Source organism: Spiroplasma turonicum, from assembly GCF_001262715.1.
In the GTDB taxonomy this organism is placed as follows: domain Bacteria; phylum Bacillota_I; class Bacilli_A; order Mycoplasmatales; family Mycoplasmataceae; genus Spiroplasma_A; species Spiroplasma_A turonicum.
This window is the reverse complement of sequence record NZ_CP012328.1, coordinates 684,214-704,598: the sequence shown is the minus strand read 5'-3', so window position 1 is coordinate 704,598 and position 20,385 is coordinate 684,214. Positions and strand designations below refer to the sequence as shown.

19 protein-coding genes are annotated in these 20,385 nt (G+C 21.7%); 10 read left to right on the top strand and 9 right to left on the bottom strand.

Annotated elements, in window-relative coordinates; genetic code table 4:
* Nucleotides 1–27: 27 nt before the first annotated feature.
* The 5 genes from STURON_RS06010 (at nucleotide 28) to STURON_RS03115 (ending at nucleotide 7,125) form a co-directional block, all read left to right on the top strand.
* On the top strand, nucleotides 28–144 hold the full coding sequence (locus STURON_RS06010) for an IS3 family transposase (protein WP_144416187.1): 117 nt from the start codon (nucleotides 28–30) through the stop codon (nucleotides 142–144).
* Nucleotides 145–1,138: 994 nt separating this feature from the next.
* Nucleotides 1,139–2,218: a hypothetical protein gene (locus tag STURON_RS03130; RefSeq protein ID WP_144416186.1), complete on the top strand. Its 1,080-nt coding sequence runs from the start codon at nucleotides 1,139–1,141 to the stop codon at nucleotides 2,216–2,218.
* 154 nt (nucleotides 2,219–2,372) lie between these two features.
* The gene (locus tag STURON_RS03125) at nucleotides 2,373–3,158 is read left to right on the top strand and encodes a MurR/RpiR family transcriptional regulator (RefSeq protein ID WP_075048428.1); all 786 of its coding nucleotides are present in this window, start codon (nucleotides 2,373–2,375) and stop codon (nucleotides 3,156–3,158) included.
* A gap of 84 nt (nucleotides 3,159–3,242) precedes the next feature.
* A complete protein-coding gene (locus STURON_RS03120) occupies nucleotides 3,243–5,747 on the top strand; it encodes a glucose PTS transporter subunit IIA (protein WP_075048427.1) in 2,505 nt (834 codons plus the stop codon).
* Nucleotides 5,725–7,125: a glycoside hydrolase family 1 protein gene (locus STURON_RS03115; protein WP_075048426.1), complete on the top strand. Its 1,401-nt coding sequence runs from the start codon at nucleotides 5,725–5,727 to the stop codon at nucleotides 7,123–7,125. Before STURON_RS03120 ends, STURON_RS03115 begins: the two co-directional genes overlap by 23 nt.
* A 580-nt stretch (nucleotides 7,126–7,705) precedes the next feature.
* On the opposite strand, the gene STURON_RS05760 is transcribed toward STURON_RS03115, so the two are convergent.
* The 6 genes from STURON_RS05760 to STURON_RS03090 form a co-directional block, all read right to left on the bottom strand.
* The gene (locus tag STURON_RS05760; RefSeq protein WP_156412823.1) at nucleotides 7,706–7,864 is read right to left on the bottom strand and encodes a hypothetical protein; all 159 of its coding nucleotides are present in this window, start codon (nucleotides 7,862–7,864) and stop codon (nucleotides 7,706–7,708) included.
* 188 nt (nucleotides 7,865–8,052) lie between these two features.
* Complete coding sequence (locus tag STURON_RS05690) at nucleotides 8,053–8,304, bottom strand: hypothetical protein (protein WP_144416185.1); 252 nt, start codon at nucleotides 8,302–8,304, stop codon at nucleotides 8,053–8,055.
* A gap of 544 nt (nucleotides 8,305–8,848) precedes the next feature.
* Nucleotides 8,849–9,433: a hypothetical protein gene (locus STURON_RS03105; protein WP_144416184.1), complete on the bottom strand. Its 585-nt coding sequence runs from the start codon at nucleotides 9,431–9,433 to the stop codon at nucleotides 8,849–8,851.
* The gene (locus tag STURON_RS03100) at nucleotides 9,405–9,905 is read right to left on the bottom strand and encodes a hypothetical protein (RefSeq protein WP_075048423.1); all 501 of its coding nucleotides are present in this window, start codon (nucleotides 9,903–9,905) and stop codon (nucleotides 9,405–9,407) included. The genes STURON_RS03105 and STURON_RS03100 overlap by 29 nt, the downstream gene beginning before the upstream one ends.
* Nucleotides 9,906–10,030: 125 nt before the next feature.
* The gene (locus STURON_RS03095; protein WP_075048422.1) at nucleotides 10,031–10,354 is read right to left on the bottom strand and encodes an SMODS domain-containing nucleotidyltransferase; all 324 of its coding nucleotides are present in this window, start codon (nucleotides 10,352–10,354) and stop codon (nucleotides 10,031–10,033) included.
* Nucleotides 10,344–10,883 (bottom strand): hypothetical protein, encoded by a 540-nt coding sequence (locus tag STURON_RS03090; RefSeq protein WP_144416183.1) that lies wholly within the window; start codon nucleotides 10,881–10,883, stop codon nucleotides 10,344–10,346. Before STURON_RS03090 ends, STURON_RS03095 begins: the two co-directional genes overlap by 11 nt.
* A gap of 170 nt (nucleotides 10,884–11,053) precedes the next feature.
* Between STURON_RS03090 and STURON_RS05755 the strand changes: the two genes are divergently transcribed.
* The gene (locus tag STURON_RS05755; protein ID WP_158500513.1) at nucleotides 11,054–11,191 is read left to right on the top strand and encodes a hypothetical protein; all 138 of its coding nucleotides are present in this window, start codon (nucleotides 11,054–11,056) and stop codon (nucleotides 11,189–11,191) included.
* Nucleotides 11,192–11,431: 240 nt separating this feature from the next.
* On the opposite strand, the gene STURON_RS03085 is transcribed toward STURON_RS05755, so the two are convergent.
* From STURON_RS03085 to STURON_RS03080, 3 genes are all read right to left on the bottom strand, one after another.
* Nucleotides 11,432–11,698: an HNH endonuclease gene (locus tag STURON_RS03085; protein ID WP_075060742.1), complete on the bottom strand. Its 267-nt coding sequence runs from the start codon at nucleotides 11,696–11,698 to the stop codon at nucleotides 11,432–11,434.
* Between the two features lie 544 nt (nucleotides 11,699–12,242).
* Nucleotides 12,243–12,377 carry a hypothetical protein gene (locus STURON_RS05935; RefSeq protein ID WP_257719726.1) on the bottom strand — a complete coding sequence of 45 codons (135 nt, stop codon included), beginning with the start codon at nucleotides 12,375–12,377 and terminating at the stop codon, nucleotides 12,243–12,245.
* Nucleotides 12,378–12,599: 222 nt separating this feature from the next.
* Nucleotides 12,600–12,878 (bottom strand): hypothetical protein, encoded by a 279-nt coding sequence (locus tag STURON_RS03080; RefSeq protein WP_158500512.1) that lies wholly within the window; start codon nucleotides 12,876–12,878, stop codon nucleotides 12,600–12,602.
* Between the two features lie 606 nt (nucleotides 12,879–13,484).
* On the opposite strand from STURON_RS03080, the gene STURON_RS03075 reads away from it, so the two are divergent.
* From STURON_RS03075 to STURON_RS03065, 4 genes are all read left to right on the top strand, one after another.
* Nucleotides 13,485–14,489, top strand: a complete 1,005-nt coding sequence (locus tag STURON_RS03075) for an ATP-binding protein (RefSeq protein ID WP_075048418.1) — start codon at nucleotides 13,485–13,487, stop codon at nucleotides 14,487–14,489.
* A gap of 180 nt (nucleotides 14,490–14,669) precedes the next feature.
* Complete coding sequence (locus STURON_RS03070; RefSeq protein WP_075048417.1) at nucleotides 14,670–16,712, top strand: S8 family serine peptidase; 2,043 nt, start codon at nucleotides 14,670–14,672, stop codon at nucleotides 16,710–16,712.
* 1,030 nt (nucleotides 16,713–17,742) lie between these two features.
* Entirely contained in the window at nucleotides 17,743–17,907 is a 165-nt protein-coding gene (locus STURON_RS05750; RefSeq protein ID WP_156412822.1) for a hypothetical protein, read from the top strand.
* A gap of 587 nt (nucleotides 17,908–18,494) precedes the next feature.
* Nucleotides 18,495–20,384, top strand: a complete 1,890-nt coding sequence (locus tag STURON_RS03065; protein WP_075048416.1) for a DUF2075 domain-containing protein — start codon at nucleotides 18,495–18,497, stop codon at nucleotides 20,382–20,384.
* The last annotated feature ends 1 nt before the right edge of the window (nucleotide 20,385 follow it).

Genomic DNA, 20,385 nt, shown 5'->3' with positions numbered 1-20,385 from the left:
TATTTAAATCACATTAATACTCACAATATGAAATTTGATGAAATATACAAACACATAAATTTGTATATTAATTGGTACAATAACAAAAGAATACAAAAAGTTTTAAATTGAAAAACGCCAGCCAGAGATAGCGCTATTATTTAAAAACTGTAAAATTTATTTTTCCCAGTTTATTTTTTATTGTGTCTTTTTTTATAAATAATTCTCTAATTAATCTTAGTTATTCTTGTTTCATAGTGTTTAAAATGTTCCTTCTATTAATTCCTCAATTTATTTATTATAAATGAAGACATAATCGCTTATTAATTATTGGGGACATTTTCGCTTATTATACATACTTTTATATAAAAAAGAAATGTTAATATTATACTAATCTTTATAACAATAATATAATAAGTAAGGGGTGAGAAAGTGAATAATAGTTGTATTTTGCCATGTAATGGATGTAAATGTTCATGCAAAGGAACAAATAGTGGTCATAAATGCATGGAATGTGACTGTCAAGGCAATCACGAAAGAAAATAAAAATATTTATTTTATATAATAATTCAATTAAAATTACGTCAACTAGACCGTTGAAAAAACATTGAATACTTTAAAAATATAAAATATTCAATAAATTATTCTTAAATTAAAAAAAATTCTACACTAGAGAGACAGGTGTAGTTTTTTATGTAAAAAATTTAACAGTTGAACAATGATTGAAAATGTTAGATATATATTAAAATGAGTTAAAATTATGAAAAAATTAAAAAGCTAAATTAGTAATTAATAGCGAAAAGGAAGCTAAGTAGACCAGTATAAAGTACTGGTTTTTTGTTAAAAAGGAAATAATGCTAAGAATTAAGATGAAAATTTAAAAAAAGCTTTAGAGATATATAAAAATGGAGAAAATATAGACAAAATAGCTAAAGATTTGAATATTAAAGTAGGATCGCAATTAATAAGAATTTAATATAAGTCCACAAACACTTGTTATTCTTATAATATATAAAAATTGCAGAGCGGTTAAGATAAGGAGTCAAAAGTTAAAAAAAGATTTTATTTCTAAGAAATTTAAAGAAAAAAATAAAGAAAGTAAATTGGTTATGGACAAAATAAAAAAATTAGAAAAAAGTTTAAACTTTCATCAAAAAAAATGTTGGCAATAGCGAGTAAAGAAATATTGGAAAAGTCCATTCCTTCTTGCACGGCAACAATATTGATGAATTTATTGAAAATGAGCAAGAAGGAAAAGATAATGATAATGGCAACAAAAGCTTATAAATATTATGCATGCTCTCAAATATATTATTTAGTTGCTAATTATGGCATGGGAACCAATAGGTTAATAAATTATTTTAAAGTTCATAAAAATACTTATTCGAAATTCAAAATGAAATTAAAATTAGAAAACCCTATTTTGTTATACAAATACAAGCTAAAGATTCCAACTATTAATAGCTTTGAAAATGAAAGATTTGAAAATGCAGTAGACTTAGTAAAAGATTTTAAAGAATCAAATAATGATTTACAAACAGGTTCTCTTTTAATAAGGAAATGAATTTTTGTTAATAAGAATAAAAGAGTCTCTGAAAAAATGATTAACCTAATCAAAAGAGAAAAACCTGAGGTATTTAAAAACTCATTTAGTAGGGACAATTCCAAAAAATCAAGTTATTTCAATGAATCTAAAAAACATAACTCTTATGTTAGAGATGATTTGATTGAAATGAATTACAATACTCCTAATGTAGTTGGAGTTGATGGTACTAATCTAAAAATAGAATTAAATAATTCTTCTTATAAAACAAAATTAAATTGCATGATATTTTATGACTGGGATTTAAAAACTATTGTTGCATATAACTTTGATAAAAACGAAAATTCAAACAGCTCGTTAAAGGTTTTTAAAAGGATAAATGAGTATTCAGTAAACACTAAATCAAACAAAGTAATACAATCTGACAGAGGTTTAGCTTTCTCATGTGAAAAAATATTTGAATATGTAAATAAGAATAATAATATAGTGCATTCTATGTCTAAAAGAGGTTTTAAACATAACGCCTCAACCGAAATTTTAAATAGATGAGTAAAAGAAAAGTTTTTTAAAACTTATGGGTGCAAATTTAAAAATATACAAAATTTTTATGATACTTTTAGAAAATTTGTTTATAACTTTAATAAACTACAATTTTTGAAATATAATATATTTGATCAAAAAAACCAACATTTATAAAATAATTGGTCTACTTAGGTTACACAATGCTTACTTTATTTAACCGGTAAATTTTTTCATTTTTTTAATAAATAATTAATAGCATATTTAATTATAATTATTAATTAATATTTTTTTAATACATAAAAGTATATAATAAATTAAAGGTGAATTAATGAGATTATTAGAAAAACTAAAAGATATTGTTAAATTAAATGATAAAACATTAAATTTTTATATTTCTAATTACTTATTAATTGAAGCTGAAAAAGGCAACTTTTATAAGTCAAAGGAGATAGCATCAAAACTAAGTATTTCTAAATCAACTCTAACACTTTTTTCTAAAAAACTAGGATATGAAGGTTATTCTGATTTATTACATAATTTAACAAATGAATATAATTTTTTTGGTTTGAATAATAATTCAATTAATGAAGAAGAAAATAAAAAAATTAATGAAATAATAGTTATAAATAAACTTTTTAATCTTTATGAACTAAATAAAAAATTAGATTATTTTGTAGAAAGTATAAAAAACTCTAATAAAGTTATGATAGTTTCAACAGAAGAAAATGATTTTAAACAATTAAACCTATTTTCTAATTTTTTAAATACTATAAATACTTGTTATTTCTTTGAAAATAGAAAATATGAAAGTTTTTTTGTTAATAATTTCGACAAAGATAGTCTTGTTTTTTTTATTTTAACTGGACTGGACATTAGTGAGATTTTATTATTAATGAAAAAAGTAAATTTAAGAAACATAAAATCAATTTATTTAACATCAGACTCTCACATTAGTAAGCTAGATAAATTTAATATAGATAGTAAAAATATAATATCTGTCAAAACATTAATTGGTTATACCAAAGAAACTAGATGTTTTATTAGAATTGGTCAAATAAATCTAATTTTAACAAATTTAATTTTCAAACTTACTAAACAAGTTCATAATTTCTAAACAAGTTCATAAACTATAACTTTCTATATTTTTTTCCATATTATGTTTATATAATAGAAAATGTTCTATTGGAAAGGAGAATATATGAAGATAAAAGTTTATGCACCAATATCTGGATATATTGATAAAATTGAAAATATTAAAGATCCAGTTTTTGCTGAAAAAAATCTAGGCGATGGAGTATTTATACAACCAACAGATAGTATATTGTGTTCACCACTTAATAATTCTAAGATAGAATTAATTACTGACACTAAGCATGCTTTATATTTTAAAAATGATGATGCTGTTGTTTTAGTGCATATTGGACTTGAAACTGTTTCTTTAAATGGACTTCCATTTAAAGTTTACAAAAAACAGGGTGATATCTTAAAAAAAGATGAAGAAGTACTAAGAGTTGATTGAGACTTAATTGATAAAAAAAGTTTAGATAGATCAACTCCAGTTTTAATCGATGTAAAAGATTTTAAAACTTATAAAATAATTTGTAACAAAATAGGAAAAAATGTTAATAAGGGTGATCTTTTATATGAAGTTGAATTTGAAGTTGTAGAATCTTCAGAAAAAATTAATAAAATAATATTAGATAAACGTGAAAGCAAGTACAAATCATTAGCCTTAAAATATTTACTAGCAATAGGTGGGACAAAAAATCAATCTAATTGTCACAATTGTATGACAAGACTTAGATTTAAGATAATTAATAAGGAATTAGTAGATGAAAAAGTAATTAAAAAAATTGAATTAACAAAAGGAATTAATTGAAATGGTGAAGAACTACAAATCATTATTGGTGGTGAAGTCTATAAGGTAAAAGATGAGTGTCAGAAGATAATTGACAGACCTAATGATGAATTAGTTGAAGTTAAGGAAATAAAGAAAAAAGTTCCATTTAAGCAAAAAATAATGGGAGCAATAACTGCTATAGTATTTCCTACTATACCGGTTCTTATTGGAACTGGTGTAATCAGCGGTATTCAATCCATTCTAGTGTTATCTAAAGTTATTGTTAATCCTGCTGTAGGGCAAACTCCTATGGATATAGATTTGTTCAGTGCGTTAATGTATATAATGTCTAAAGTTGGGATAGAACTTGTTGGTATAGTATTCTTGTGTAGTACCGTTAAGTACTTTAAGGGAGATCCGTGGTTTGCAATATGATTAGGTGTTGCATTAACTAGTAGATATTTATTTGGTGGTGGTTGGACGTTGTTTACAGTATTTGAAAATCCTATTGTAATAAAAACTTATGAAGGTACTGTACTACCAATGATTTGTACTGGCTTAATGCTTGTGTTTATGGATAGATGAGTAAAAAAATGAATGCCTACATCTGTTGATATTGTTTTCAGACCCGCATTAGTATTTTTAAGTGTTTTCATAATTATGTTATTTACTGTAGGACCTTTTTTCAAAATAGTTGAACAATTAATTGCAAAATTTGTAATACTATTGGGTAAAATACCATTTGGAATAGGTATGGGTATATTTGCTATGCTATGACAACCTTTAATATTGACAGGGACCCACGTTGCTGTAATTGCTGTAATTACACTACCTATGCAAGTTGGTGATCCATCAGCTATGTATGCTTCGTGTCAAATTGGTATAATGGGTCAAATAGGAGCAGTAATTGCAGTTTCAATAATTACAAAAAACAAAATTACTAAACAAGCTATTTTTGCAGCGTTGCCTGGTGCTATTTTTGGTGTAACAGAACCAATAGTTTATGGGATAAACCTTCCTAAAATTAAACCTTTTCTTTATGGTTGTTTAGGTGGTCTAGTAGGAGGAACTCTTGCAGGAATTCTAAATGTTGCGCAGTATAGAAGAACTGGATTAGGAATAATGTCTTGATTAGGGTTTGACATCGGTTGAGGAACTGCTTTTGGTATAATTGCAAACTTTGTAGCTTTATTTTCTGCACTTTTAATAACATTGGTGTTTTATAAAGACAGAAAACTTGAGTATATAGGAATAAGAGACAACAATAAAAAACTTTATAAAATAATATCTAAAAATTTCAATCTAAAAGAATCAGAAACAAAGGAATTAAAAAATAAATTAATTAATTATTATTTAGAAGTAAAAAAAGTTAATTCAATTTATAAAAACTACGAAAAAAATATTATTACTTTACAAAAATTAGAACTGAGAAAACAATCTATAATAAATAAGTTAGAAATTACCAAAGATAAAATTTATATAAAGGCTTTAAAATATGAAGATAAAAATCTTGCAAAATATAATAGTTTTGCAAAAATATATAATGATTTAAAATTAGATGATAAATATGATTTGTTAGTTAAAAAAATTGAAGAACAGAATATAATTGTAAATAATAATCAAAATGAAGTCAATAATTTCAATGATAAATTAATAAACTTATACAATCGATTAATTGATAGTTATAACAAAAAACAAAATAAAATATTGTCAAACTTTTCAAATAATATATGAAATAGTTTAAATTCTATTAATATTTCTTACCAAATCCTAGATTATAAAGAAATAAATTACTCAAATAAAGAATTTATTAATTTAAAAACAAAGGAGGAATTAAAAAATGAAAAAAAAATTTCCAGATAACTTTCTTTGAGGAGCATCCACAAGTGCATACCAATTCGAGGGTGGATATAATGCTGATGGGAAGGGCATGTCAATCCAAGACGTTAGGACCAACATACCAGAGGGAACATCTGATTTTAAGGTAGCATCTGATCATTATAATAAATGAAAAGAGGATGTAAAACTATTAGCTGAGTTAGGTTTAAAATCATATAGGTTTTCAATTTCATGAAGTAGAATTATACCTGATGGTGTTGGTAAGATTAATGAAGCGGGAATAAATTTCTATAATGATTTGATAAATGAATTAATAAGTTTTAATATAACTCCTATAGTTACAATGTATCATTTTGATTTACCTCATAAGTTAAATATTAATGGAGGTTGATTAAACTATGACACAGTTAATGCATTTGAATGTTACTCAAAAATTCTGTTTGAAAATTTTGGAGATAGAGTAAAATACTGATTAACAATTAATGAACAAAACATAATGATATTATTTGGTGAAATTGTCGGAGTAAACTTACCTGATAATGGTAATAAAGTAAAAAGTCTTTATCAGGTAAATCATCATATGATGGTAGCACAAGCAAAAGCAATTAATATGTGTCACAAAATTATACCTGATGGAAAAATTGGTCCTGCACCAAATATATCATCTGTTTATGCAGAAACTTCAAGTCCTATTGATAATTTTGCATCCTTTAATATGAGAGTAATGAGAAATTGATTTTATCTTGATACTTGTGTTTTTGGTAAATATAATAGTTTAGTTATAAATTATCTTAAAAATAAAAATTCAATGTTTGAGTACAATGATGAAGATATGAATATTATAAAGAATGCTAAACCTGATTTTATTGCTTTTAATTATTACGCATCAGCCACTGCTAAGATGCCTCGAAGTGATAAAGATTTTGATGAGTTACCTGATCAGCAAAAATTAAAGAGTGTAAGAAATATGTATCAACAAATAAAAAATGATAATTTGCAGAAAACTGAATTTGGATGAGAAATTGATCCATTAGGTTTTAGAAATACTCTGAGAGAACTTTGAGATCGTTATAACCTACCATTAATGATAACTGAAAATGGTATTGGTGGATATGATAAATTAAATGATGATTTTAAAATAAATGATGAATATAGAATCGACTACTACAAGAAACATCTTGAACAATTAAAGCTAGCCATACTTGAAGATAATATAAATGTATTTAGTTATAATCCTTGAAGTGCGTTTGATTTAGTATCTACACATGAGGGTGTAAAAAAAAGATACGGATTTATATATGTAAATAGGGATGAATTTGATTTAAAAGATCTTAAAAGATATAAAAAAGATAGTTTTTATTGATATAAAAAAATAATAGAGACTAATGGTTTTGAATTATAATGTAGTTAAAAGTTATATATTATAAAATATCCTTTTATTATAAATATAAATATTAAAAATATAAAAAACAGCATAGTGTAACCTAAATAGACCAATTATTTTATAAATGTTGGTTTTTTTTAATCAAATATATTATATTTCAAAAATTGTAATTTATTAAATTTATAAACAAATTTTCTAAAAGTATCATAAAATTTTGTATATATTTAAATTTGCACCCATAAGTTTTAAAACTTTCCTTTTACTTATCTATTTAAACTTTCGGTTGCGTCTTTATGTTTAAAACCTCTTTAGACATAGAATTCACTATATTATAATTCTCATTTACAAATTCATATATTTTTCACATGAAAAAGCTAAACCTCTGTCAGATTGTATTATTTTGTTTTGTTTTAGAGTTTAATGAATAGTCATTTATTCTTTTAAAAACATTTTAAGAACTGCTTGGGTTCTCATTTTTAACTTAAATTATATGCAATAATAGTTTTTAAACTCCAATCATAAGATATCATTCAATTTAATTTTGTTTTATAAGATTAATTATTTAATTCTATTTTTAGATTTGTCCCCCTAACTTTAACTACATTAATTGTATTATAATTCAATTCAATTTCATCATTTCTAACATAAGAGTTATGTTTAGTTTTGATTCATTGAAATTACTTATTTTTTTGAAATCGTCCCTATCAAATGAGTTTTTAAATACCTCAGGTTTTTCTCTTTTGATTAGGTTAATCATTTTTTCAGAAACTCTTTTATTCTTATTAAAAAAAATTCATTTACTTATTAAAAGAGAACCTATTTGTGAATCATTATTTACTTTTTTTAAAATCTTTACTAAGTCTATTTCATTTTTAAATCTTTCATTTTCAAAGCTATTAATAGTTGGAATCTTTAGCTTGTATTTTTATAACAAAATAAGGTTTTCTAATTTAATTTAATTTTTAATTTCCAATAAGTATTTTTATGAACTTTAAAATAATTTATTAACCTATTGGTTCCCATGCTATAATTAGCAACTAAATAATATATTTGAGAGCATGAATAATATTTATAAGCTTTTGTTGCCATTATCATTATCTTTTCCTTCTTGCTCATTTTCAATAAATTCATCAATATTGTTACCGTGCAAGAAGGAATGAACTTTTCCAATATTTCTTTACTCGCTAATGCTAACATTTTTTTCTTCTATCTCAAGTTTTAAGTTTTTTTTATTCGGTCCTTAAGTATTATTTTTCCTTATTTTTTCTTTAAGTTCCTTAGAAATAAAATCTTTTTTTAACTTTTGACTCATCAATTTAACCTCTTTGCAATCATTATATACACTATAAGAATAACAAGATTTTGAGGACTTATACCAAATTCTTATTAATTGCGATTATGCTTTAATATTTAAATCATTAGCTATTTTGTCTATATTTTCACCGTTTTTGTACCTTTTTACGGCTTCAGTTTTTATATTCTTATCATAAATTTTTGGTATTATTTCCTTTCTATCAAAAAAACCAGTAATTTTATACTGGTCTACTTAACTTCCTTATTACTTTATGATTATTTAAAAGTTTATTTTTTCCTTATTAATTGTTTAATTATTTGTTTATTTGAATCTTATAATCGATTAATGAAAAAAATATTACATAAAAGCAAAAATGATATTTATTTTTTTGATACAACTAATCAAAAAATTGTGAAAAATGGTTTATGTATAAAATAATAAAAGATACTAGTCTATTTTAAAAAACGTATCAACTTCATAAACTTTTGAATTTTTAATAAAATTATAAATCTCTATATCCATTAAATATTTAATGGTATTTATAATATTTAGTATTAATTTATATTTTTTTTGGAAGTTTTCAAAATCATTATCTTTATACTTAATAGATGTTGTTCAAGCTTCCATCGCGTCATCACCATTTTGAACAGACCTGTAAAATTCAACAATATTACTATTATGACATTGACCAAGAAAATCTAAATTATATTTAAAAATAATTAAATTATTTTTAAATCATTTTTCAATATTTATATTAATTTCTTCTAAATTAGTTTCATTTTTAATATCTATAATTGAATTTAGTGGTTTAATACACATTTTTCACAAATTATCAAACAAAATGTAATTAGTAGTATAAAAGTGATACTTACTTATATTATCATTAATATTTTTCAAATTTACAATGTAACAGCCTTCAAAACTATTCGATTCTTTTAAAAAAATAGCTAAAATTCTTAATTTAAAATATTCCGAAGAATAAACTATTGAATCAGTATTTTCTTTAATCTTCGTTCACTTGATCTCCACCAAAAACACCTCCTGATATTATAGTTTTGTTTTCAGGTATAAGTGAGCTAGTAAAATCTTTATTTAAGTCAGATAAAGCTTTGTACTTTCTTTTTAAACCATGAAATTCTTTTTCATTCAAAACACAAGCTTCTATCACTTTTAATACCAAAGTACTTAGAGTAATTAAGTCTTTTACTTCGTAAACATTTTCCAAACCAGTTTTTATTAAATCATTTTTAAATGCAGGATTTGAGATTTTTTGAAATTGATTATCATTAATCATTTTATTCAATCTTACTTCTAAATTCTTTAATGCATTTATCATACTTTGACCATAATTATAATCTTTTTGAAAATGAAATGCATTATAAAGCATTATTTCCAGCGCTAAAGATTTAACTTCTATATCTTTAACAGAATCCCTTATATGTTTAAATATTCTACAAATATCTCTTAACTCATTATTAGATTCAGTACTTTTCTTTCTAAACATATTCTTAAATTCAATAGCATATGAATTTTCAAAATTATTTGTATAACTATTAAATACTAACTCTTCGTAATTTGTTTTAAAAATTTGTGTAATATCAATTGAAAAATTACTTTTAACTTTAATACCTATAGCTTTTGCTTTTTTTCAATTAACATAATTTTTTCTGGATATAATTTTTTTAGTAAACTCATTATACTGTCATTTAACTGATTGGCTCTAGATGCATTATTGTTATTTACTAATATCGCTATATCTAAGTCAAATCCATCACTTTCTTGCCCCTTTATTACAGTGCCCCTCCCAAAAGAACCTTGTTTTTGTATATTATTAGCAATACCCTGTTTTTTAATTTCGTTGCTTATTTTATTAAAATGCTCATTAACATTATCTCTTTGAAATGAAGTTAATGATATTTTTTCTATTTCATTTTTTAGTGTTTTAATACTCATTTTTTTTATCCTCCATTATTAAATATTTAAGTTTTTTTAATTGGTATTCTTTCCTTATATTTCCTACAATAGCTAAAATAGTTATTGTTGGAACAAAATAAACTAAATAAAACCTATCTATGTTTAAAAAAAAAGTATTATAAGAAAATGCAATTATAAAAATACAAACTATTGTCGATATTCATGTGTTTCTTAAAAAATTGTTTTCTGATAAAAACATTTGAAACTTTTTGTCTTCCATATAATCTTTTGTATTAATTTTAAAGTTTTCAAAGTAACATTTATTTTTTTTAAAAAGTAAATTGATCATTATATTTAAAATTTTAGTTTTTTTCAATAATAAAACTAAAAAAGAATAATATAATGAGTAAATTGGTTCAAGTAACATACCTGTTGGAGCTGCCAATACAAATAAAGCTATTCAAAAAACTTCTTTAGATAAATAATTTGGACTTATTGTTAAAACTAATACTATAACAATTCAAAAACTTGAAGCAGAATACGCCAATAGAATATTTAAACTTTTCAAAATAACACCCATCTTCTTTAATATTTTACTTAAATATTTATTAAATATTAACACAATTATTTAGTATTTTATAGTTTGTATTTTTTTTCTACTAATTAAACTTATGAACAAAAAAAGTAATAATTTCACTATAATTAACAAGATATATTGTACTCATTTATAATAAATAAATGGATAAAATTATGAAAGGACTATTTAAATATCATGAAACAAGAATAATTGAAGTTAACAACAATTTTTTTTTAAAAAAAGCTGCTTTAAAAATGTTGCTTATAAATTGATATAACATTATTAAAAAATATAATTAAATCAAGAAATGAAGGAAGATCACAAAGAAAGCTTGTGAAAAATGTGTGATAAACAAAAGTTATGAAAATTAAATTTATAAATAAAAGATCTAAAGTCATTTAAATTCAACTGTAAAATATAAAATTTTATTTAGTTTTGGATTTAATGCTAACTAAAAAAATCAATAATCTCTATACATGATTTGTATAGAGATCATTGATAATTTATTTTTTTTTAACAAAATATTTGTTTCTTAAAAATTATTTAATCATTCTATTACTTTTTATAGAATTACATAAATTATGTAAAGGTCTTAAATTAGATAATTCATTTTTTCCTCCATTATCAATAGCAATTATGTGATCAACAACTCATGAAACTTCACTATGATTTCCATAATTTGAAAATCTCATTAAAACATTTTTATTTGGACATTCTGAAAAAGGACATTTTGCTTCGTTGGCATTTCCATTTTTGCTTGTCCAAATTTTTATAAGTTCTTCTTCACTTCAATCTTTTCTATTCACAAATTTCATCTCCCTTCATTTATAGTTTATATTTTTTAGTAACTAAGTCAACATTTTATTTAGATTTTTAAACTAAGTATTTTTTTAATTTTATTTTATAAAAAAAATTAATTATATAATTATGTTCTAATAATATAAGTAAAATAAAAATTAGAATCGTAGAATCTAATTAGACAAATTATTTAATAAATAGTTGTTTTTTTTGATTAAATATATTATATTTAAAAAATTATAGATTGTCAAAGTGATAAACATCTTTTTAAAAGTATCATAAAAATTTTGTATATTATTAAATTTTTAACCATAAGTTTTAAAAAAACTTTTCTTAACTTAACTAATTAACTCTTGGTTGAGGCATTATGTTTAATTTTTTTTAGAAATAGAATGCAATATGTTGCTATTATCATTTTCATAATCATATTTTTTTTAAATAATGAATCTAAACCTCTGTCTTATTGATTTACTTTTTAATTTGTGTTTATTTAAACTCATTTATTCTTTTAAAAACATTTACTGTGCTGTTGAATTTTAGTTTCTATAAAAGTTATATCCAATAATATTTTTTAAACTCCAATAATAAGATACTATGCAATTTAATTTTTTTATAAGATAAACCATTTAATTCTAATTTTAGATTTGTACCAACAACTCCAACTACATTAGGTGTATTATAATTCATTTAATTAGATCATCTCTAGCATAAGAGTTATATAATATTTATTCACTGATATAATTTTTTTATAATTAACTCCATAAATTAATTTTTAAAGACTTAAGCTTTTTTCTCTTGTGATTAAGTGATTATCTTTTCAGAGACTCTTTCATTTTCATTGACAAAAATTAAATTTTTTATTAAAAAAAATCTTTTGTTAATTTTAATTGCTTTTTTAAAAATATTTAACTAGATTAACTGTAGTTTAAAATTTTCATTTTTAAAGTTATTAATAACTTGAATGTTAAGCTTGTATTTGTATAATAAAATAGTGTTTTCTAATTCTAATTTAATTTTAAATTTAGAATAAGTGTTTTTATTAACTCTAAAATAGTTTATTAATCTATTAGTTCTCATAACAAAAATTTGCAACAAAATAATATATTTTGAGCATGCATAATATCTATAATCTTTTGTCGCCATTATCATAATCTTTTTATTCTTGCTCATTTTCAATAAATTCATCATTATTATTTCAATGCAAGAATTAATTTAATTTTCCAATATTTCTTTACTAATTAATACTATCATTTTTTTTATTTATACCTTAAAATTATTCAAATTTTTTAATTATCTTTAAGTAGTTTATTTTCTTTTTTTAATTCTTTGAATCATTAACTAAATCTATATGCAATTTTTATACATAATATAAGAATAACAAGATTTTGAGCATCTAATCAAATTTTTAATAATTACAATCTCGCTTAAATATTAAAATCTTTAGCAATTTGTCTATATTTTCTATTTTTATATCTTTATAATTAATATTTTGTACTATTTCCTTTCTAACAGAAAAAACCAGTATTTTTGTAATAGTCTACTTATTTTTTCGCTGTATTTAATTCAATATATATATATATATATATATATATATATATATATATAAGAAAAAAAACTTATATTTAAAATTTAAAAAAATATTAAAAATTACTCTTTAAAGATAAAAAATTACTCATAAAACATAAAAAGTTACTCATAATACATAAAAAATTATTCAATTATATTTTTAAAAAATAATTTCTTTTAGTCTAATGATACAATAAATAAGAAATATTTGTAGTGGAGGCAAAAAATATGAATAGTTCAATAAAGGACATAATTGATTTAGTATTATTAACAAATTCTGAAGATGCGATATTAAAATTAAAAGAATATGCAAAGCATCTTAGAAGCGAAGGAAAATATAATGATTCAGAGTATATTTTTAATATTTTAGGCTCAAAAGAAACTGTAAAAAGTTCAACATTTAATAGTGATTGTGAACAATTATTAATTTTAGAAGATTTATTTTTAGAAAATGAAATTTATAATAAGAATAATAAAGATATTACAAAATTTGTAAATATTATTTTAGATAAAGTAAAATTAAGACAATTAGGTTATTTAAAAGTAATTATATATGGGATGCCTGGTACAGGAAAAACAACTTTTGTAAAAGATTTAGCAAAACTAACTAATAGAAAGTTATATAGTATCAGTGCTGGTAAACTAGTTTCGTCATTAATTGGTCAGACTCAAAAAAATATGGATTTATTATTTAAAGATATTGCTAATAATTATAAAAAAAGTATATTTATCATTGATGAGTTTGATTCTGTAATTGGTTCAAGAGATGAGATTATGAATAAGGAATATCATAGAATGATAGGCTCATTTAATTTAATGCTTGATAAATTATTACCTGAAACAATTATTTTTGCTATAACAAATAGACTTGATATGATTGACAGTGCTACATTAAGAAGATTTAATGTTAAAATTTTTTGTAAGTCGATTGATATGAAAATGTTTATTGAAAGATTATTTAAATTAGCTCTTGAAAAAGAGATTCCTTTTAAAAAGGACATTGTAAAAAAAATGTTAAGTATTAAAAAAAGTTATTTAAATTACTCTAATATTGATGATTTTATTACTGATAGTATATTTAATAATACTAATTTAGAACATTCTATTTATAAAATATTAAGTTTTGATAGAAATGAAATTTTAACTTCAATAGAATTTTCAGATAAAGATAAGGCAATAATATTAAATAAAAGTTATTCAACTATAAGGAGACAAAAAAATGAAATTAATTAAATATAAATGTCCAAATAAAATAATTAAAAAAAAAGAGGAGGAAGTTTTAATTATTTAAGATGAAAATTCAATTACGATTTACTAAATCAAATTTTAAGTCAATTAAATAAAGTTATAGAAGAATTTAAAATTTATAAACATGCCTTTTCTTATCTTCCTATACAAATTAGATTTAATCGATTGTTACCTAAAAGTGATAGGCCTAAAAATATTTTTCAATATAATAATAAGAAGCCTCAACAAATAGGATCTAACTATATATTTATTAATAATAAAATACAAGATAAAATTGATCTAATTTACTTGTGTTCAAGAAAAGATATTGAAATTACAAAAAGAAATATTGAAGTATTAATTAATTTATGATCAAATGAATTAATTAAGTTTATTAAAGAACGTCAAAATATATATTATTTTCATAAAGAACAAATCAGTAACAAAAGAGAAGAAGATTATAAAGGTTTAAGAAAAAAGTTAAACTTTGAGATTGATAATTATATTATGAAAAATAATTTAAAGTTATTTAAAAAATATTATGAAGAAATATATGAAATAGGATTTGTAAAAGTAGTTAAACATGATTCATTTAATGAAGGAAAAATAATTACATTTTTTGATATTGATAATTTTTCAACTATAATTAATAAATTATCAGATGGTGGAATTGAAATACCTCAGGAAGTTATAGTATTGAACAAGTTTATAAATTTAGATAAAATTAGTATTAATAAAATAGTTGAGCTATATCCCTTTTTAATTTCTAAAGCTACTAAAGATATAGATATTAAAACTTCAGAATCTAATGAAAAAATTAAAAAACCTATATTAATTGAACCTAATTTAAAAGTAAATGGTTTAATAGGAGTTATTGATACATATGGATCATTTAGTAATGGATGAGAAAATTATGTTGAATATATTGAAGAACCATTTCCGAAAATTGAAGGTATTGTTTTTAATAAAGATTATAGTCATGGAACTTCTGTTAGTTCCTTAATAATAGGGAATGACATTATAAATGATAAATTTAAAGATGATTTAGGAATTTTTAAAGTTAAGTTATTTGGGATTTTACCTCAAGGTAAAATCAGTATGTTTTATTTTATGAAAAAAATTGAAGTAATAATAAAAAATAATCATAAACAAATTAAAATATGAAATTTATCTATTGATTCAGAAAATAATGATCTAGGAATTTCTTTATTAGGACATTATTTTGATATTTTACAAAAAAAATATAATGTTTTATTTGTAATTTCTGCTGGAAATACTCATAATCAAATTGCCTCAGGAGCTGATTCGTTATCTGCTATAACTGTGGGATCTTTATATGAAAATACTAATAATGAATTAAAGATTGCAAGTTATTCAGGATCAAAAAATATTTTCGGAAGATTCAAAAAACCAAATACCTATGAAGTTTCAAATGATATTTCTGCTAAAGATAGTTCTTATGATTGAAAATATAGTATTGATGAATCTGGTTATATGGTATGGAATGATGGAACTTCATTTTCAGCACCTTTAACAGCAAGAAAATGTTGTTATTTAATGAACAAATACAATTTATCATTAGAATCAATAAAAGCATTAATTAATATATTAACAGAAGTCTCAGATAATAACTTACCAAATATTAATTTTAATAATAGTTTAGATATGTTAATGTTAATAATTGAAGGAAAAGCAAGTCCAAAAGATTCTAAAATTATTAATATAAAATTACCAACGTATACAGAAATAAAAAATAATTTTGAAAAAGTAAAACAAGATTTTACTTATGCCATAGGTATTTCATATTTTGTTGTTCCATCGAATAAACTTGGAGATGAGTATTCAACAATTAATTTAGAATTTAAAATTGTTGCAGAAAATAAAATGGGTAATAAAAGAGATATTTTTAAATCCAAAAAAACAGAAAAAATAAATGGAATAAATGCTACAGAAAAAGTTTTATTAGAGCATTTTAAAAAATATGATCCAAATAGAGTTTTAATAAATAAGGATTTTGATAAACCTTATGGTTATACTAAAGATACTAATAATTTCTATATCAAATTAGATTGTTCTGATTTATTTGAAAGAAATAATGAAACTATAAATTATGCTTGTGCCATTTTATTAAAGGAAAAAAATATAGGTTCATTAAATAATTTTGAGATTTTAAATGAAAAAAATATAATTAAAGAAGAAATAATTGAGCATGAATATTTACAAAATTAAGTATATAAAATTAAAATAATTTTACAATATTAGGTTTAGTAAAATTAACAATATAATAATTGCATTGCTATTGATTATAATTATAAAAACATTATTTTAGTAAAAGTAATCTAAGTATACTAGTATAAAATTCTAGTTTTTTTTTGTTAGAAAGGAAATAATGCAGAGATTTATGTATTAATAAATAGAAAATTAAGCAATAAAAATTATAAAGGTTGAGAAAATGTTATTAAAGTTGTTAAGGATTTAAATATTGAAGTTGAATCAAAATTAATTAGAATAATATATAAACCCCTAAAACTTTTTATTTTTATAGTATATATAAGAATTTGCTAAGAGTTTAAATTAATTAGTAAAGTATGCAAAAAACAATTATTTCTAATAGCTTAAAGAAAAAATAAAATAAATATAATTATTGGTAGAGTAAGAACAAGTAAAATAACTTTTATCAAAAGAATTGTAGATTTAACTAAATGAAAAATCTGAGTTAAGAAATTAAGTTATATACATATTCAGATTAATTTCAACTAATATAAAAATATCGGAGCTAAATATAAATATTAATTAATTAACTATACATAAAATATTGAATTAAATTAACTTAATAGTTTTGAATATAATAAATTTTATAATTTAAATTGCAATTTTCTAATTATTGGTCAATGTTCAATGATGGGTTTTAAATGTTTTATCATTTATTAACAGCTTTACCAAGTGACATCAATAATTTAGTTTTGATTAGTAATGTAAATTACTAAAGTCGTTATCAATTGGTTCTGTTTTTTTTAATTCAGTAAAAAGTGGTATAGTAGCAACAAATAAATTGACAATAAATAAAAAACAAACTTTATCATTTGACCATACGGATGAAAGTGAAGTTATAAGTTAAACAAACTACATATTATAGAATGATAAATTAGAGACGATTTATACGTATTAATAAACAATATTTTAAATGATTTAGAGTTTTTAATTTAGAACAAAATGAGCTTTATAACTATATTACTAATGAGTACAAAAAAATGATTATATGTTATTTGAAAATAATAACTTACAAGTAATTGCAAATATAAATGAAATAAATAGTAATAACTTATATTCTACAACTAAAATCAATCAAACAGCAAAGTTGTTTTTATTTGATATTGATAATAATAGTTATTATAAAAATAATGATAAAAATCATTATAACTAAAAATATATCTAATATTACTCTTGGTATTAAGTTATTTAATGTGGAAATAGGTTTTATCAAGAAATTGACTGATTATAATTATTTTTCTAATATTAATTGCATAAATAAATTAGACATACATTTTAAAAAATTTAATATTATCTGTTATTTATTCAAATATCATTTAAATATCAACAAAGCATATATAGATCAAATAGTAAAAATACGACTTTAATAAATATAGATTCTGCATATGCAATAAGTGTCTACAAATTACAAGGTGGAGAATATAATAAAATGATTTATATTGGATTTTGAGAATCAAATAAGTTAATTTTAATTCAATAAGAACATTGTATACAGCAACAAGAAGAAAAAAAACTTAGTAATAGATGGCAATAAATAAACTTTTATAAAATAAATAATATAACACATAAAAAACCAAAAACTAACTTAAAGAATTTATTAAATTATGACTAAGGTAATTAAATTCATTGTTTTATATAATTATTATAAGCAGTTGTTATTAATATAATAGTTTAAATATATATAATTACCCTTATTTATTATAAAATTTATTTTATAATATTAAATAAGTGAGGGTAGATATGCTAATTTATAAAAGTAGTTTACATGGTTTTATTGAAGACATAGATGATGGTATTTTAACGGAAAAATTAAATAATAACATGATAAATATGGTTAACAAAAAAGTTTCAAAAAATGAAGTTAATAGTTGAAACAATTCTTTAAGAGAAATGAGAATACTATTCGCAGATGAAAATATAGATAAAAACATTGGTATCGCAATTGAGTATAATTTACCAAGAAGCAACAAAAGAATTGATGTTATATTATCAGGTTTAAATGATGAAAAACGTAGATTATTAATAATTGAATTAAAACAATGAGAAGAATGTACTAAAGTTGTTGGCCAAGACATGATAGTAAATACATATGTAGGTGGTGGAAAAAGAAATGTTAGTCATCCATCTTATCAATCATTTGCCTATGGTAAATTTTTAAGTGATTTTTCAGAAGTTGTATACACTAACACAAATATAGAAATACAAACTTGTGCATATCTACATAATTATAACCCTGAACTACACCCTGATATTATTGACTTACAATATCAAGAATATATAAATGAATCACCATTATTTTTTAAAAGAGATCTAAAAAAATTTAGAAACTATATTAAAGATTTTTTAAATAAAGGTGATAATGGTAATTTAATTGATGATATTGATAGTAGTAAAATTAGACCAGGCAAATCAATTCAAAAACAAATGAGAAAAATAATTGATAATAAAAGCAATTTTCTATTACTTGATGATCAAAAAGTCATATTTGAAAACATATTATCTTTCATAAATAAAAATAAAAACAACACTAATAAAGCTGTTTTAATCATACCTGGTGGACCAGGCACAGGTAAAACATTAATTGCATTAAAATTATTATCTCAATGTATTCAAAACAACTTTAATGCAATTTATTGTACAAAAAATGAAGCTGTTAGAAATGTTTTTAAAAAATTAATTATTGATGATAATCTTGATAAAAAGTATACTAGAGTAACAATAGATAATTTATTCTATGGATCTGCTGTTTTTAGCAACCTTATAAAAAATCGTCTAGACGTTACCATTGTTGATGAAGCTCATAGATTAATTAATAGACATCAATATACAAAAATAGATAAAGGGTATAATAATCAAATAAGAGAAATAATTTGTGAATCTAAAGTCTCAGTTTTTTTTATTGATGAAAAACAAATTGTTACCACTAAAGATATCGGTTCAATCAATGAGATAAAAGATCAAGCAATTCTAGAGGGTATATCAGCAGAAAATATAATTTTATTCGATCCATTATTATCTCAATTTAGATCAAGTGGAGCCGATGAATATATAAAATTCATTGATGATATATTATATCAAAACAAAGAATATGATTTAACATTTTTAAATAAGTTTGATTTAAAAGTCTTTGATAATGTTCAAGAAATGTATGATGAAGTTAAAGCAAAATCGCTTAATAATTCAGCAAGAGTATTGGCTGGATATTGTTGAGATTGAATATCAAAAAAAGATAAATCATTAAATGATATTGTAATTGGCGATTTTAAAAAACAATGAAATTTAGAAAATTATAAATATTATATGTTAGAAAAAGAGTCTATCAATCAAATTGGCTGTATACATCAATCACAAGGTCTAGAAATTGACTACGCAGGAGTAATTATTGGACCTGATATGTATAGTGATGGAGAAAAAATTTTGACTGATGGAAGTAATAGAGTAAAAACTGATAAATCTATTATTGGTTTAAAATCAATTGAAAAAAATAAAGCTGATGAAATAGGTGATTTAATTACTAGAAATACTTATAATGTCTTATTAACAAGAGCTATGAAGGGTCGTTACATATATTGCACTGATAAAAATTTATCTAAGTTTATAAAATATAAATTATGGAACATAGAGGTATAAA